Origin of the sequence: Nonlabens sp., from assembly GCF_965657255.1 — a bacterium.
Taxonomy (GTDB): Bacteria; Bacteroidota; Bacteroidia; order Flavobacteriales; family Flavobacteriaceae; genus Nonlabens.
This window is the reverse complement of sequence record NZ_CBFHNM010000004.1, coordinates 173,996-188,951: the sequence shown is the minus strand read 5'-3', so window position 1 is coordinate 188,951 and position 14,956 is coordinate 173,996. Positions and strand designations below refer to the sequence as shown.

At 33.2% G+C, this 14,956-nt stretch carries 14 protein-coding genes; 3 read left to right on the top strand and 11 right to left on the bottom strand.

Going from position 1 to position 14,956, the window contains the following annotated elements:
- Positions 1–124: 124 nt before the first annotated feature.
- Entirely contained in the window at positions 125–1,195 is a 1,071-nt protein-coding gene (locus ACTF54_RS06920; protein ID WP_438969030.1) for a WD40/YVTN/BNR-like repeat-containing protein, read from the top strand.
- 292 nt (positions 1,196–1,487) lie between these two features.
- Here the strand turns inward: ACTF54_RS06920 and ACTF54_RS06915 are convergent, their stop codons facing one another.
- From ACTF54_RS06915 to ACTF54_RS06895, 5 genes are all read right to left on the bottom strand, one after another.
- Entirely contained in the window at positions 1,488–3,689 is a 2,202-nt protein-coding gene (locus tag ACTF54_RS06915) for a B12-binding domain-containing radical SAM protein (RefSeq protein WP_347196556.1), read from the bottom strand.
- 283 nt (positions 3,690–3,972) lie between these two features.
- Complete coding sequence (locus ACTF54_RS06910) at positions 3,973–4,536, bottom strand: PepSY domain-containing protein (protein WP_347196557.1); 564 nt, start codon at positions 4,534–4,536, stop codon at positions 3,973–3,975.
- A gap of 395 nt (positions 4,537–4,931) precedes the next feature.
- Positions 4,932–5,879 (bottom strand): tRNA dihydrouridine synthase, encoded by a 948-nt coding sequence (locus tag ACTF54_RS06905; RefSeq protein ID WP_438969029.1) that lies wholly within the window; start codon positions 5,877–5,879, stop codon positions 4,932–4,934.
- A 69-nt stretch (positions 5,880–5,948) separates the two neighbouring features.
- On the bottom strand, positions 5,949–6,320 hold the full coding sequence (locus ACTF54_RS06900) for a hypothetical protein (protein WP_347196559.1): 372 nt from the start codon (positions 6,318–6,320) through the stop codon (positions 5,949–5,951).
- Positions 6,321–6,358: 38 nt separating this feature from the next.
- On the bottom strand, positions 6,359–7,240 hold the full coding sequence (locus ACTF54_RS06895; protein ID WP_347196560.1) for a substrate-binding domain-containing protein: 882 nt from the start codon (positions 7,238–7,240) through the stop codon (positions 6,359–6,361).
- Between the two features lie 217 nt (positions 7,241–7,457).
- Here ACTF54_RS06895 and ACTF54_RS06890 point away from each other — a divergent pair, with 217 nt between their 5' ends.
- Positions 7,458–7,799, top strand: a complete 342-nt coding sequence (locus ACTF54_RS06890; RefSeq protein WP_347196561.1) for a hypothetical protein — start codon at positions 7,458–7,460, stop codon at positions 7,797–7,799.
- A gap of 128 nt (positions 7,800–7,927) precedes the next feature.
- On the opposite strand, the gene ppk1 is transcribed toward ACTF54_RS06890, so the two are convergent.
- The 6 genes from ppk1 to ACTF54_RS06860 all read right to left on the bottom strand — a co-directional run bounded on the left by ppk1 (position 7,928) and on the right by ACTF54_RS06860 (position 14,227).
- The gene (gene ppk1 / locus ACTF54_RS06885) at positions 7,928–9,979 is read right to left on the bottom strand and encodes a polyphosphate kinase 1 (protein ID WP_438969028.1); all 2,052 of its coding nucleotides are present in this window, start codon (positions 9,977–9,979) and stop codon (positions 7,928–7,930) included.
- A 70-nt stretch (positions 9,980–10,049) separates the two neighbouring features.
- The gene (locus ACTF54_RS06880) at positions 10,050–10,916 is read right to left on the bottom strand and encodes a nucleoside phosphorylase (protein ID WP_438969027.1); all 867 of its coding nucleotides are present in this window, start codon (positions 10,914–10,916) and stop codon (positions 10,050–10,052) included.
- A gap of 1 nt (position 10,917) precedes the next feature.
- Positions 10,918–11,316 carry a Rid family detoxifying hydrolase gene (locus ACTF54_RS06875; RefSeq protein ID WP_347196564.1) on the bottom strand — a complete coding sequence of 133 codons (399 nt, stop codon included), beginning with the start codon at positions 11,314–11,316 and terminating at the stop codon, positions 10,918–10,920.
- Positions 11,317–11,437: 121 nt separating this feature from the next.
- Entirely contained in the window at positions 11,438–12,574 is a 1,137-nt protein-coding gene (locus ACTF54_RS06870) for a peptidylprolyl isomerase (protein WP_347196565.1), read from the bottom strand.
- A 92-nt stretch (positions 12,575–12,666) separates the two neighbouring features.
- Positions 12,667–13,218: a gliding motility-associated peptidyl-prolyl isomerase GldI gene (gene gldI / locus ACTF54_RS06865; protein ID WP_438969026.1), complete on the bottom strand. Its 552-nt coding sequence runs from the start codon at positions 13,216–13,218 to the stop codon at positions 12,667–12,669.
- Positions 13,202–14,227: a DHH family phosphoesterase gene (locus ACTF54_RS06860; RefSeq protein WP_347196567.1), complete on the bottom strand. Its 1,026-nt coding sequence runs from the start codon at positions 14,225–14,227 to the stop codon at positions 13,202–13,204. Before ACTF54_RS06860 ends, gldI begins: the two co-directional genes overlap by 17 nt.
- 283 nt (positions 14,228–14,510) lie before the next feature.
- Between ACTF54_RS06860 and ACTF54_RS06855 the strand changes: the two genes are divergently transcribed.
- Positions 14,511–14,930, top strand: coding sequence for a nucleoside-diphosphate kinase (locus tag ACTF54_RS06855; RefSeq protein ID WP_347196568.1), 420 nt, complete (start codon positions 14,511–14,513; stop codon positions 14,928–14,930).
- Positions 14,931–14,956: the final 26 nt, after the last annotated feature.

The window sequence follows — 14,956 nt, the reverse complement described above, 5'->3', positions numbered from 1 at the left end:
GGTTATTCCTCAGTATGTCCTTTGACAGTATATGTTTTTTTAAGTTAATTATCATAATTATTCCGCTTTCGCGAAAGCGGAAATCCATTCCCATCATTTACTTTTTCTAACTTATTTTTAGCGTATGAAGAAATTATTATTTATGGCTGGAATCATATTGATTACAGCTTGCAAAGAGAATTTAAAAAACACTGTAAATGAACAGGTTAAGCTAGGTCATAGAAATGATGTTACCATAGAGATCCATGAAGTGTTGACGGATAGCATAAGTATTAGAGCGCTTGATTATGGCGATAGAAACTACTGGTTTTCTGGTAGTGACGGACAATACGGCAGAATCAATGCAAACACTAACCAAGTAAAAAAGTCTAAAGTTACCTTTGATGAGAATGAAAAATTAGAATATCGATCTATAGCAGTAACTGATCAATATACCTACATATTAAGTGCAGGAAACCCAGCATTGATTTACAAGATAACACATGCAAACGATGAAGTAAAATTAGTTTATAAAGAAGTTGAAGAACGTGTTTTTTATGACAGTATGAAGTTTTGGAATGATCAAGAAGGTATCGCTTTTGGTGATCCAACAGAAGATTGTTTGTCAGTAATTAAGACTTTTGATGGAGGAGATACTTGGGCAAAATGTAAATGCAATTATATGCCAAGATTTATTAAAGGAGAGGCTGCCTTTGCAGCAAGCAATTCTAACATTGCCCTTTATAAAGATAATGTATGGCTGGCTACTGGTGGCGCTGCCGCAAGAATCTTTCACAGTAAAGACCGTGGTTCTAATTGGGAAGAGTATGCTACACCTATTATTGCTGGTGGAGAAATGACCGGTATATATGCGATTGATTTTATAGATGAGAATCGTGGCGTCATGATAGGAGGAGACTGGAATAAAAAAGAAGACAATCTTTATAACAAGGCCATTACATACGATGGTGGTAAAAACTGGAAGTATATGAATTCTGGTAATGGTCCAGGATATTCTAGCGATATCATTTTTGTTCCAGAAACTGATGGTAATGAAATTCTTACAGTTAGTTCTGAAGGTATATGGTGGAGTGGTAATCAAGGAGAATCATGGAAACAACTTTCAAAAGAAGGTTTTTATACAGTGCATATGATCAACTCTAAAGAAGGGTTTTTAGCTGGACGTAATAGAGTAAGTAGTTTCTTGCTTAAGTGATGCTGTTTAAGATATTGGATTAAAATTATCTATAAACGGTAGTAAAATAACTTTTATAGAACTTTGTTTATGAATCACTTATCTTTTAATCGTAAAAATACGCTTTTTGAAGATGATTATATTTTGTCGTATTCGGTAAAACTAGTATGTTTGTAATGGTTTAAGTAAATAAGCAAACTAGTTAATACAAATTTGTTTATTAAAATAAAGCGGTGGAGATCGCTTTGAAAGAGAGAGGAGAGATCCTCTCTTTTTTTTGCAGTAAGATCAACTAAAAGATTTTTTTATTTGATTAAAGTACCAATAATCCATTACTTCTCAATAGTTCCATTTCTTTAGAATACCAAAATGGTTCTATGGAACCAAATCTAGATTCGTAAGCGCTTTTTATTTGAGAGTAAGTAGACAGTTTATTGGTAGGCTGTATTAGTTCCAGCTGATCTATTAACCAGTTTCCTTGATCTTCTGGTAGTTCGATTTTAAAAGAGTTCGTTTTATTATGAAAAACCAAGTCTAAATAGGGTATTTCTATCCCTTTTTTAGTTTTAGTAAAAGAACCTATTAAGGGCAAATTACCTAAATAGATGATCTTTGAATTAGGTTTTATGGGTTTAAATGATTCTTTACCCAAACCATCTTCAATATAAAAAGGTGCGATAGTAGTAGACGGAATCTCAAAATCGAACCATTCTTGCAGTGACATATCAAAACCGATACCGTGCATAAAATTAAATAGCGATTTCTTTAATCCTTCACTAAATACATTGTGATCAATTCCAGTTGCGTCAGTAAACTGAACATCATTATTAGCAAAACTTATTTCTTTTAAATGAGGTACAACGCCATAATCCTTTGTATTCATTCCCACGGGACTGTGGGCTGTGAGTGCAAATTGATGCCAGAAACCACTTTGTATAATACCTAATTCAAACAACTGTCTAGTCATTTCTAGACTATCAATAGTTTCCTGAATTGTTTGTGTAGGATAACCGTACATCAAATAGGAGTGGACCATGATACCAGATTCAGTAAAATTTCTAGTTACCTGTGCCACTTGTTCTACCGTAACACCTTTGTCAATTAATTTCAACAATCGATCTGAAGCTACTTCTAGTCCACCAGAAACAGCTATACAACCAGATGCTTTGAGTAAATGACAAAGGTCTTGCGTAAAGTTTTTCTCAAAACGGATATTGGTCCACCAGGTTACGGTAAGATTTCTCTTTAAAATTTCTAATGCAACTGACCGCATCAATGCCGGTGGCGCAGCTTCATCAACAAAATGAAATCCTCGTTCTCCAGTCTGTTCGATAAGTTGTTGCATTCTGTCTACTAGAACATTTGCCGCTACAGGTTCGTAAAGACTGATATAATCTAAAGAAATATCACAAAAGGTACATTTTCCCCAGTAACAACCATGTGCCATAGTTAGTTTATTCCATCTTCCATCGCTCCACAAACTGTGCATAGGATTTGCCACTTCAATAACTGAAATATATTTATCGAGTAGAAGATCACTATAATCTGGAGTACCTACTTTAAGTTGTTTATAATCTAGTTTTGCTGTATTGTTTTTATAAGTAACGACTTCATTTTCTAATACGTAAGTTCTTTTAAAATCTACTTCTTCAATTGGTTTTGAAGGATCATTTAATACAAAATCTGCTACCAGTTCCAGAGGTAATTCACCATCATCTAGACATATAAAATCAACAAATTCAAAAACTCGTGCATCTTTTAAAGATCGTAGTTCTGTATTAGGAAAGCCGCCACCCATGGCAATTTTAATATTGGGAAAATGTCGTTTTATAAATTGGCACGATCGCAAGCCGCTGTATAAATTACCAGGAAAAGGAACAGACATTACAATCAACTGTGGCTGTGTTTGCTCTAATCGATCCTTAAGAATGGATAAGGTAATTTGATCTATATAAGAAAGTGGTTGTTGTAATCCATTGTAAAGTTGGTCAAAAGAATTAGCGCTCATTCCCAATCGTTCTGCATAGCGACTGAAACCAAAATGATCATCCACACAGTCTACAATAAAATCAGAAAGATCTTCTAGAAATAATGTAGCTAGATGTTTTGCTTTATCCTGTATTCCCATATTTCCAAAAGCCCATTCTAGATCATTTAATTGGTCAAATCTAGATGATTGTGGTAAAAAATTATCGGTACAAATTTGTCTTGCAAAAGTATCGTTATGACCTTGTAGAAAAAGTATGATGTCATCTAAAGGTTTAATATAGTGATCTCTTAATGCATAAATGCGCTGGCTGTTCTCACTTAATATAGAGTTTTGATCCAGCGCATATTCAAAAACAGCGTTCATTCCTTTACTAGAGAACAACTCTAGAATCACCTCGATTCCTAAATCCATTTGATAGGAATCTATTTCTTTTGTATTTAAAAACCCCTTAATATAAGCCGTCGCTGGATACGGTGTATTCAGTTGTGTAAATGGCGGTGTAAAAAGGAAAAGATCTTTTTGCATAAATCAATGTAGAATGCAAATTTAATGTTTGTAAGGTTGTTACTTTATATAATTTTTGAAAAGAAATTGTTGAATATCTCGCTTTCGCGAAAGCCGAACCTTTAACTTGTTTCACTGACCATATCATCATCAGGATATGATGAAAATTAGAAGATTTATTAAGTATAAGTTTCTAATGCTTACCGATCTAATTTTTGTAGAATTTCAACTTTTTTATTTCTTCCAGATGTTCGTAGAAATTAACCCAAATGTATTGGTAATTTATAATAGGGCTAATGGGCACTTATCTATTTTCTTTCCTCATTTTTTTAGGTCCATACCAAAGCCAAAATCCAGTTATTGTAAAGATTAGTAATGCTGTACCCATAATGGTAGTGTAGATCAATTTTAAAATATCACTATCGGTACCAAACAAAATATCCAATATAGATCCGTCGTGAATATTTTCTATAAGGTCTGAATGTCTTTTTGAGATAGCAAGCACTTTACCAGTAGTTCCATCCAGTTGTACTTCCCAATAGTCGTTATCAAAATTAAACTTTGCGACACCTTTTTCAGGTCTTATGTCAATTCTGTTAAGATCAAGTTTGATATTACCATCAATAGACTTTTTTAAGGTATTAAACGCAATGGTTTGCAATGTATCTATTTTCATCCAGTCCTTAAGATCGCTGGAAACTCCTATTTCTGTTTTAGGTAAAATGGTGCCATTGCTATTTTTTTTCCAGCCTAATAATAAACTGGTAATGGAAATAATAAAGAAGAAAATGAATAAAAACGCTCCTGTTTTTCTATGCGCTTTTCTAAATAACCGTAAGAGGTTAGCTTGTTTTTTTCTATTTGTCATTTGCTTAGTTAACGATTAGCAATTATATGTATTACTTATCGTTTGTAAAGATTAAAATTATCTTAGGATCAATCACAAACAGATTATTTAAACTTTACTGAATAAACTGTTAATTATAGCAATCATAGATAATATCAAATTGATTGTAAAATTCTAAAATTGAATAATTCTGGGTTTCTATTAGTCTAACTATATCAATAGGCTCAATTATGTTCAGAGAAAAGTGATAATTAAATTCAACTGGTATTTCATAAGAAAAATAGAGAATCAATGATTTCATAAATCTTATTAAAATTTTATTTTTGTATCAATATACATAAGTCTAAGACTAGCTCAGTTGGATAATAGGTATTTTCTTAAAAGCGTATGAAATCAACGACTTACGAAATGAAAACCTATTGAACCGTTTTCAAGTTATCTCGTACAGCTTGTTCATAAGCACGAGGATTGTTTGCTTTTTTGATCGCTTTAAATGCCTTTTGTGGATTAGGAAAGGTTTGTGACCAATATTCCCAAAAGCCTTGCATTTTCATTTTTATAGGTGTAGGACCTTGAAGAAAAGCATCGTACTCTTTATAAATTCTATCGTGAAATTCTTTAAAAACTTCCCAGCGATTTAATGGGTATTCTTCAGTATCTGCTTTAATCATACTAGGAAGAAAAGGGTCTGCAATAAGGCCGCGACCTATCATCCAATGGTCTATCTTAGGAAAGCGTTCTTGCATTTCTCTAAAATTGGCAACTGTAGTAATATCGCCATTATAGTAAAGTTTATGTTTTGAAGTATCAAGACAGGTTTGAAAAGAATCTAGGTCCACACCACCTTTATACAATTGTTTTCCAATTCTCGCGTGAATAGCAATACTTTTGATAGGATATTTTTCTAGAATAGGAAAAGTTCCTAGTATTTCAGTAGGATCTAGATATCCCATTCTCATCTTCATAGAAACAACCACGTCAGTTTCTTCATGTACACGTTCTAAAATGGCATCTATTTTTGAAGGATCACAAATCAATCCAGATCCCATTCCTTTTTTTGTTACCATGGGATAAGGACAGCCTAGATTCCAATTAAGTTCTTTATAACCTAGCGATTTTATATATTTTACAGCAATTAAAAATTCGTCTGCATCATTTGTCATCACTTGCGGAATCAAATTAGGCACCTGGTTGTTCTCTAATTGTAAATCTCGCTGGTATTTACTACTAATGATCGGTTTGTTATTAAATCTTATGTATGGCGCATAATAGGTGTCAATTCCTCCGAAATATTCATGCACCGCATTGCGGAAACGAAATTCTGTAAAACCTTGTAAAGGAGATGAAAGTAGGGTAAAGGACATAATTTGTATTACAACGCAAAGTTACTCTAACGGTTGTTCAAAATTGTTATTTAGTGAAGTATTGTAATTTTAATAAAATTTGATTCTTTGACTACTTCTGGTTTTCATTTTAGAATATCTATAGATCATGGTGACTGAAGCTACCATATTCAACAGCCAAATAAGTAAACCCACAAAAAGAAGTTGTTGCGCCTCAGAATTGAACTCTATAAAGTCATTAAATTCAGAAACCACTGCAACAAGAAAAAAGATATTGAAAAAGAAAATCAATCCGCCTATTAATAATCCACTTACTTTATTAGCAAAATAGATTTGTAACCCAAGTGCTGCGATGAGCACTATATAAAGTAAACTTATGGAGAATGGCGGTGTGTAACCTGCAGCAAAAACAATGATAATGAAATAATACTCAGGTAATTTAAATAGAATGTTTTTTATCATTGTTGAAGTATTAGACTTTTAAAAATAATAAGAAGTAGTTATTCTTCTTCGTCTAATTTAGGAAGTTCATAAATCAAATCTTGTAGTGCTACTTCTTTTTCTATGATACCAACGGCTATAAATTCTTCAAGAATAGTATCGACCGTACTTTTCCAAAGTTGATCATCGCTAAATTCTGTACGCAATAACCATTGTTGTACATCACCTACCTGAAGGTCATAATGAGAAGCAATGGTACGATCTATACTTGGTATATTTTTAAAATCTGCTGTATATGTATTGATGATGGATAGCATTCTTGCAAGTGCTTCTTCTTTTTCTCTGATACAGTTTTCTGTGGCCGCAATTACAAAACTAGGCCATGGTGTGGCAATTGTTTCTAAACGCTTAAAAATACCTTGATCTACGATGGGTTGTGTCATGTATCGTTCCCATAGAAATAACTGCGCTTTGTTAGAGCTTAAAGCTTCTATCGCACCGTCTAGAGTATTGATCAACTCAAATTGTATATCATCTGTGTCCCATCCATGCCTTTTGGCTAGTAAATAACTCATAAGATGAGAGCCACTTCCGTAGCGACTTATAGCTATTTTAGCGTCCTGCAGTTGCTGTGTGCGATCTGCTTCAATTTTTCCTGGAGCATGAACGCCCCAAAGTAAGGGAGAAGATACATAAACTTGCAGTATGCGTGATGGATTTCCGGCGATGATATCCTTAACTATACCGTCGGTAAGTATACAGGCAACGTCCAGTTTTTCTTCACGTAGCAACCTGCTCATCTGTCCAGTTCCTTCTGGCACATCTTCCCATTGTAAGTCTATTCCCGCTTTCGCGAAAGCGTCGTCCTCAATTGCTAAATGCCAAGGCAAATTGAAATGTTCTGGAACACCTCCTATTTTTATGGTTATATTTTTATCCATCGTAACAAAGATAACACACAAGGCTTATTTATGCTTTTGTAATTTCAACTTCATTCGTTTTGTTAGTATTTTTATTTTTAAATTATTATTTGAACATAATCATTGTTGTATTTAAAAATATTTTTCAGATTTTATTTAATTAATTATAGTCAAATGATCAACTAATTTTTGCTGGTATGAAGAAATTAGCTATTTTCAATTTTTAAAGGTATTTATTATGAAAAAAGTAATGTTCTTATTATTGATCAGCTTATTGGCACTTTCATGCACTGAAGACGATAATGAGATAGTAGGAGAGATCAATGTCGATCTAGAGGTAGATGAAGTGTTTGAAATTCTATTAAGTCTAGATATTGACAATGAAACACATCGTATTATAAGTCAGGCAGATATTTTTGAAGTAAGTGAAATTACTGCAAGAATAAATAATCAAGGAAACGAGCTTAATTTTTTCACCTTCCAACCAGAGGCATCTTATACAGGTGCTCAAACTGTTATTATTAAAACAGAAAAAAGTGGAGGCTCTAGTACGATTAGTTATAATTTTACAATCGATTGATTGCTAGATAAAATATAGACTTTATATTTTTTACAAATGGAAGCCAACAAGTTACATCTTTAAATACCTTATGTAACCATTTAAACAGAAGTATTTTTAAGATATATTAGTTAAATTTCAAATAGATTTCATCTGTTTTTTGCTGTCAGATAATTATAAATTTCTTTTTGTGACCTTATAGATACCTCGTTCTTAAAACGTTTCACCATTGGATTATTTTCTTCTGGTGTATGTCTTCTAGCTTTTACATTATCCTTCAATTGAATATTTAATATCGTGTCTAATTCTTCAAAAATATCTGGATCATAAATAGGAGTAAGCACTTCAATCCTACGATCTAGATTGCGACTCATCCAGTCTGCACTTCCTGTAAACATTATAGGATCACCGTCATTATTAAATTTATAAATACGACCATGCTCAAGGAAACGATCTACTATAGAGGTCATTTCTATATTTTCGCTAATTCCTTTTAATTGCGGTATTAAACATGAGAAACCTCTAACAATCATCCTGATTTTAACGCCTGCCTGACTTGCCTGATATAACAATTTAATGATTCCCGAATCTTCCAGCTGATTCATTTTTGCTGTGATGCTACTTTCTTTACCACTTTTTGCAAGGTTTATCTCTTTTCTAATCAGATTTTCTATAGTGCTTCTAGTGGTAAATGGACTTATCAAAAGATGACTAGCACGAGGAATGATTAATTCTCCTTGTAATACTTTAAAGGTGCGTAAAAGGTCTTTTGTTATTTTTTTATGTGCTGTAAAAAGTCCATGATCGCAATAGATCTTTGATGTTTTGGCATTAAAATTACCGGTCCCAATGTACGCATATCTTCTTTTCTTTCCTTTTTCTCTGCGTATAATTAATAAGACTTTACTGTGTACTTTGATCCTAGGATAGCTGTAAATGACTCTTGCTCCATGTTTTTCAAAAATACGTCCCCATTTGATGTTGTTTTCTTCATCAAACCTAGCTTTTGCCTCTACAAAAACAGTAACTTTCTTACCATTTTTAAGAGCTGTCAACAATGCATCTGTCAGTGCAGATTCTTCAGCGACACGATATAAAGAGATTTTAATTTCTTCTACTAATTCATCTTGAGAAGCTTGATCAATAAAATTTTGCACATAATCAAATGACATGAACGGAAAATGTACTAGTTGATCTTTTATAGCAATCAATTCAAAATAAGAGGAAGTTTCTTCTAACTTTTTATGTTTGATTGGTTGTAAAGTATCAGCGTGCAAACGACTATTATTTGTAATATCGGGAAACCCAAAGAAGTCATCAAAATTATGGTATGTCCCACCAGCAACCATATCGATTTTTCCCAGCCCAAGGCTTTTTCTTAAATTCTTTCTAACTTCTTTGGGCATTTTTTTGTCATATAGAAGTCTAGTGATCTGACCAGCATCACGCTGTGAGAGGGATTCATAAATTAAATCTGCTAGGGTTCCGTCTATTTCCTGGTCTAAATATAATTCTGCATCTCTAGACAATTTTATGGCGTATGAATCCTTTACTTTCTTATTAGGAAATAATTCAGCTAGATTTAATTTAACTAGATCATCTACAAAAGCAATATAAAATGTGTCTTGATCTTTTTTAAGTTCTATGAATCTATCGTGACGATCAGATGGAATGTTAACTATACCATACTGTTTCTCGTCTTCAAACGTCACTAAATAGTACAAATGTTGATTTTCTAAAAAGATTTCACTCGATTTAGATGCTTGCACAATATTTACTTTAATAAATTCTTTTAAATTCTTTTGATAATATTCTTGCGCTGCATTTCTAAAACAATCGCGTATGCACTGGTCATTTAAGAGTTCAATATTATTTTTCTTAAGCTCTGGAATAATTTGATCAAAGAAAATATCTCCTAATTCCTCCTGTTGTGAAGATACTTTTATGAGTAGTTGTTTCACAAATTTAGAAGGCTTTAAAGCAAGCTTCTTTCTTATAGACTTATCAACTCTTTTAAGTTGTCTTAATTGAGAAACGCGCACTCTAAAATATTCATCTAGATTAGAAGAAAATATAGCAATAAACTTTAGTCTTTCAAATAACGGATTGCTTTTATCTGCTGCCTCTTGTAGCACGCGATCATTAAAACTTAACCAGTTAATATCTCTATGTTGAAAGGGATAATCCTCTTGCTTTTCCATGCATTGAAATTAAGAATTATTAAAACTTTGTCTAGGTAAAATGACGTTAAATAATAATAACTTCTACAATTTATGCAACAATACAATCTAGAGTGAATAGAATTAATTTGTCAACTAGTTCGTTAGGCTGTGAAGAAAACTCGCCAGTAGCTCTATTTGCTAATATAGCATTTAATGAAACGGCTCTATGTCCTAATAAAGAGGACATGGCATATATACCGGCAGTTTCCATTTCTAGATTGGTAATTTTAATATCTTCAAATGTAAAATCAGCTATTTGTTCATTTAGATTTTTCTCTGCTGGTTCTAGTCTTATTTTACGACTTTGCGGTCCATAGAATCCTACGTTGGTGATGGTATTCCCATTTTGCATTTCTACTGTTTGGAATTTTTTGGCAAGCTGTTTATCACAAGAGACTACGTAAGGAGCAGAATGTAAGTTGGATCTTGAAATTTGTTGAGATACCGCTTTCGCGAAAGCGAGATCACCACCATCGTTATCATACCAATGCATCAAACTATCAAACCCAATCCCACGTTGCGACAGTAAAAAGCTATCAATAGGAATGTCGCTTTGTACCGCACCACTAGTTCCTATACGAATGATGTCAAGCGATTTAAGTTCATTTTTTACTTCTCTCGTTTGAAAATTTACATTAACAAGAGCATCTAATTCGTTAAAAACGATATCTATATTATCTGTACCTATACCAGTTGATATCACGCTGATGCGTCTGTTTTTATAAACACCTGTATGCGTATGAAACTCTCGTTTTCCTACTTTAACCTCTATAACGTCAAAGTATTTAGAAACCTCACTAACACGTTCAGGATCTCCTACAGTAATTACAGTATCTGCTAACTGATGTGGTTTTAAATTAAGATGGTAAATACTACCGTCTGGATTGATAATCAATTCTGAATTTGCTATGGGCATATTAAATGTCTGTTTTTGCGATAAGTGAAATCTCTACATTTACATACTTAGGTAGATTTGCAACTTCTACTGTTTCTCTTGCAGGTGCAGTAGCCTCGTTAAAATAACTGCCATAAACTTCATTTACAGTAGCAAAATTATTCATGTCACTTAAAAAAATACTTGTTTTAAGAACATGTTCAAAAGTCATATCTACTTGATCTAATAGACTTTTCAAATGTTTCATTACTAAATGGGTCTCTTCTTTAAGATCATCTATTTTCAATTCTTCAGATGCTGGATCGATAGCGATCTGACCGCTAGTGTATAGTGTCGCTTCATATGCGTTCTTATAAAAAACGGCCTGATTGTAAGGTCCAATAGGTTTTGGAGCGAGATCTGTGTAAATTATTGTTTTCATAGGACTAATTTAATATAGGGGAAAAGGAAATTATGGCTAGCTAAGATAATTTTAAGATATCAAAAAATAAAGCACGTTGTTTTCAAAACAACGTGCTTTATGAATTTTAAAAAAGCTTTATTTATTTAGTAATGGTCATTTCAAATACTAGATCTGTATTAGGAGGAATGACGCCACCAGCGCCACGTTCACCATATGCAAGATCAGATGGTATAAAAGCAACGATTTCATCACCGTATTCCATGCTTAACATTGCGTCTTTGAAACCTTGTACCATTCCTACTGATGGGCTGTATTGAACAGGCATAGGGGCATAGGCGTTCATTTGTTCTTTTCTAGGATTTACAGCATCAAATTTTTGAGCAATTTCTAACATAGAAGAATCGAACAATGTTCCATCAGTAAAGAATCCACTATAATCCATAGTCACTGAAGTACCTTCTGCAGGCTTTCCTTCTGTACCTTTTTTCTTTACATATACCATCACATCACTATTAGGTAACTTAGTAGCTTTTTCTTTAAGTAATGCAAGTTCTGCTGCTTTTGCAGCTCTTTCAGCTGGTGCAGCTGCTGTTCTTTCTGCAGCAATTCTTGCTTCTTCTTCCTTTTTTTGTTTTGCAGCTTCCTGAGCTTCTTCAAACGTTTTTACAGCATTCCATTTTTTAGCCGCTTTTCCTTTACGAATAATGGACACCTTTTGCATGATCATAGAATCTACTGGGCGCTCTCCATTTACTTTTGTTAGTGCAATAGAATCAACAACTTCTAATCCTTTTACAACTTTTCCAAATACGTTATAACGCATATCTAATCCAGGATTTTCTTTATGCATGATAAAAAACTGTGTACCGTTTGTGTTAGGACCAGCATTTGCCATTGAAAGAATTCCTTTTTCATCATGTTTTAAGGAATCACTTACTTCTTGATCAAATGTGTAGCCTATATTACCACCACCTGTTCCAGTAATATCACCACCTTGAATCATAAAGTCTTTGATAACTCTATGAAAAATCAATCCATCATAAAATGGTTTTCCTTTTAAAGAATCATTTACAAGAGGATGCTTACCTTCTGCTAATGCAACAAAATTTGCACTAGATACAGGTGCATCTTCATAATATAATTCGGCAAACATGGTTCCTTTGTTTGTCTGTATTTCTGCATAAATACCATCCTCAACATCTGGATATTTCTCTTCACAAGATGATGTTATAAATACTAAGGCTAGTATTGCTAAAAGTCCATGGATTTTTTTCATTTTCATTTTTTTATTTTTCGTTACTTTTTTATTTCAGAATATGCTTTCGCCAAAGCGAAATTATAATAAAAAGCTAGATATTTCACTCACTTTTATTCTTCTATGTTAATACCTATTAATTTTATATTACTTTTAAACGGAACATTTGCCCCTATACGATTATTATCACCATAGTAACCATAAGCTGCGTAAGATGGAAAATATACAGTCATTTCCTCGTTAGCCTTCATTAATTTTAAAGCTTCTCTCATTCCTCTGAAAATGCCGTACTCTTGTTCTAGGCTTTTAGTTATAGGTGAAAGGTCTTCTTTTTTATAAATGGTGTCTCCATTTAGAGCAACGGCATCATATTCAAAAGTAACACGATCACCGAACCGTGGTTGTAAGCCTACTGTAGAATCTTTCTTTGTAAATGAATAGTAAAAACCGTTTGCACTGCGTTCAAATTTTTGATCTAGACCTGCAATTATTTTTTCTATAGAAGCTTCCTCTGCAGCATATCGTTTTTTATTGTTTTCGATAGATTGTTGTATGGTAGAACTTGTGGTATTTGTTATGGGTTTTCTAGGCTCTACTTTATTACTACAACTATAAAGTGAAACACTTAGTACACCAGCAAAAACGCTCTTAAATAACAACTTCATGCAGCTCTTTTTCATACGTAGGCAAGATACTAATTAATTTTTGTACTGTTTGTTCCATTGATAAGTCTGATTTTCCTCCAGCAGCGTTTTTATGGCCACCACCTTCCCAATGTTCTCGAGCCAATTGATTTACATCAAAATCTGCTTTTGATCTTAAAGAGGTTTTGATAATACTTTCACTAGCTTTTTCTATAAATATTTGTGCAAAAACGATACCATCTAGACTTAATGCATAATTGACAAAACCTTCTGTATCACCTTTTTTAAAATTATTATCGTCTAGTTCTTTTTGTGTAAGTGTAATATAAGCTGTGCGGTATTGTTCTAAAATCGTCATGTTGTTTAAGGCAACACCTAAAAGCTTCATTCTAGAAGGAGTATTTACATCATATATCTTACGATTTATATTTTCGGCATTAGCGCCTTTATCTACTAGATTTGCGGCCACTCGCAATGTCGTAGAAGTGGTAGAACGATATTTAAAACTTCCTGTATCCGTAAGAATTCCTGTATACATAGCAGTCGCCATTGCAGGTGTTATTTTATCTGTGTCACCCATCATTTCTAAAAAATGATAAATCATCTCGCAAGTAGAACTCATAGCGGTATCACTATACATATACGTAGCAAAATCATCTGGTTGCTGGTGATGATCAATCATCACGTAAGTAGGCGTCACTTTATTTAATATCAACTCCATGTTTCCTGCTCGATGAAAAGCGTTATGATCTAGGTTGAATATAAAATCTGCTTGATTGATGATTTCGTTAGCTTTTTCTTCCTGATTCTCATAATTTAAAAACAACTCACTGTAATCCATCCATTTTAAAAAGGATGGAAAGTCATTAGGACTGATCATGGTAACTTGATGACCTAACTGAATTAAATAGCCATATAGCGCAGTAACAGAACCGACTGCATCGCCATCAGGATTTTTATGAGGTACAATTACAATATTTTTAACGGTAGAAAGCTCTTGTTTTAAGCTTTGTATTTGATCTTTATTCATAGGATAGCAAAAATAGCTATTTAGCTGTAAGTTATCAGTCTCAAGTGAACAGACTTTTCTTATTTGAAATACTTTAACTATCGCTTAATGATTTAGGTAAACATGATAGATTAGAGTCTTTGAGCGTTATTTTGCATTGTTCTTCAAGCTTTTTATGAAATAGACTATTAGATTCACCTACTTATTTTTCCAGAAAGATTTACATTTTATAAAAACAATAAATTAGCTGAAAGTAAACTAACTAAAAACATTACTTTTGCAGCGCATTTTAAAAAATATGAAAATGGCAACTAATAGAACATTTACAATGATTAAGCCTGATGGCGTTGAAGACGGTCACACAGGTGCTATACTTGATAAGATTACAGCAAGCGGTTTTAGAATCGTAGCTCTTAAAAAAACTCAAATGACTGTTGCAGATGCACAGGAATTTTATGCGGTACACAGTGAGCGTCCATTTTATGGTGAATTAGTAGAATTTATGACTCGTGGTCCTATCGTTGCTGCAGTTCTTGAAAAAGAAAATGCTGTTGCAGATTTTCGTACTTTAATAGGTGCTACTAACCCTGCAGATGCTGCAGAAGGAACTATCCGTAAAATGTTTGCAAAGAGCATGGGAGAAAACGCTGTTCACGGTAGTGATAGTGATGAGAATGCTGCTATAGAAAGTGCATTCCATTTCTCAGGTCGTGAGATGTTTTAAGGAACGCCTTTACTATATTAAAAAAA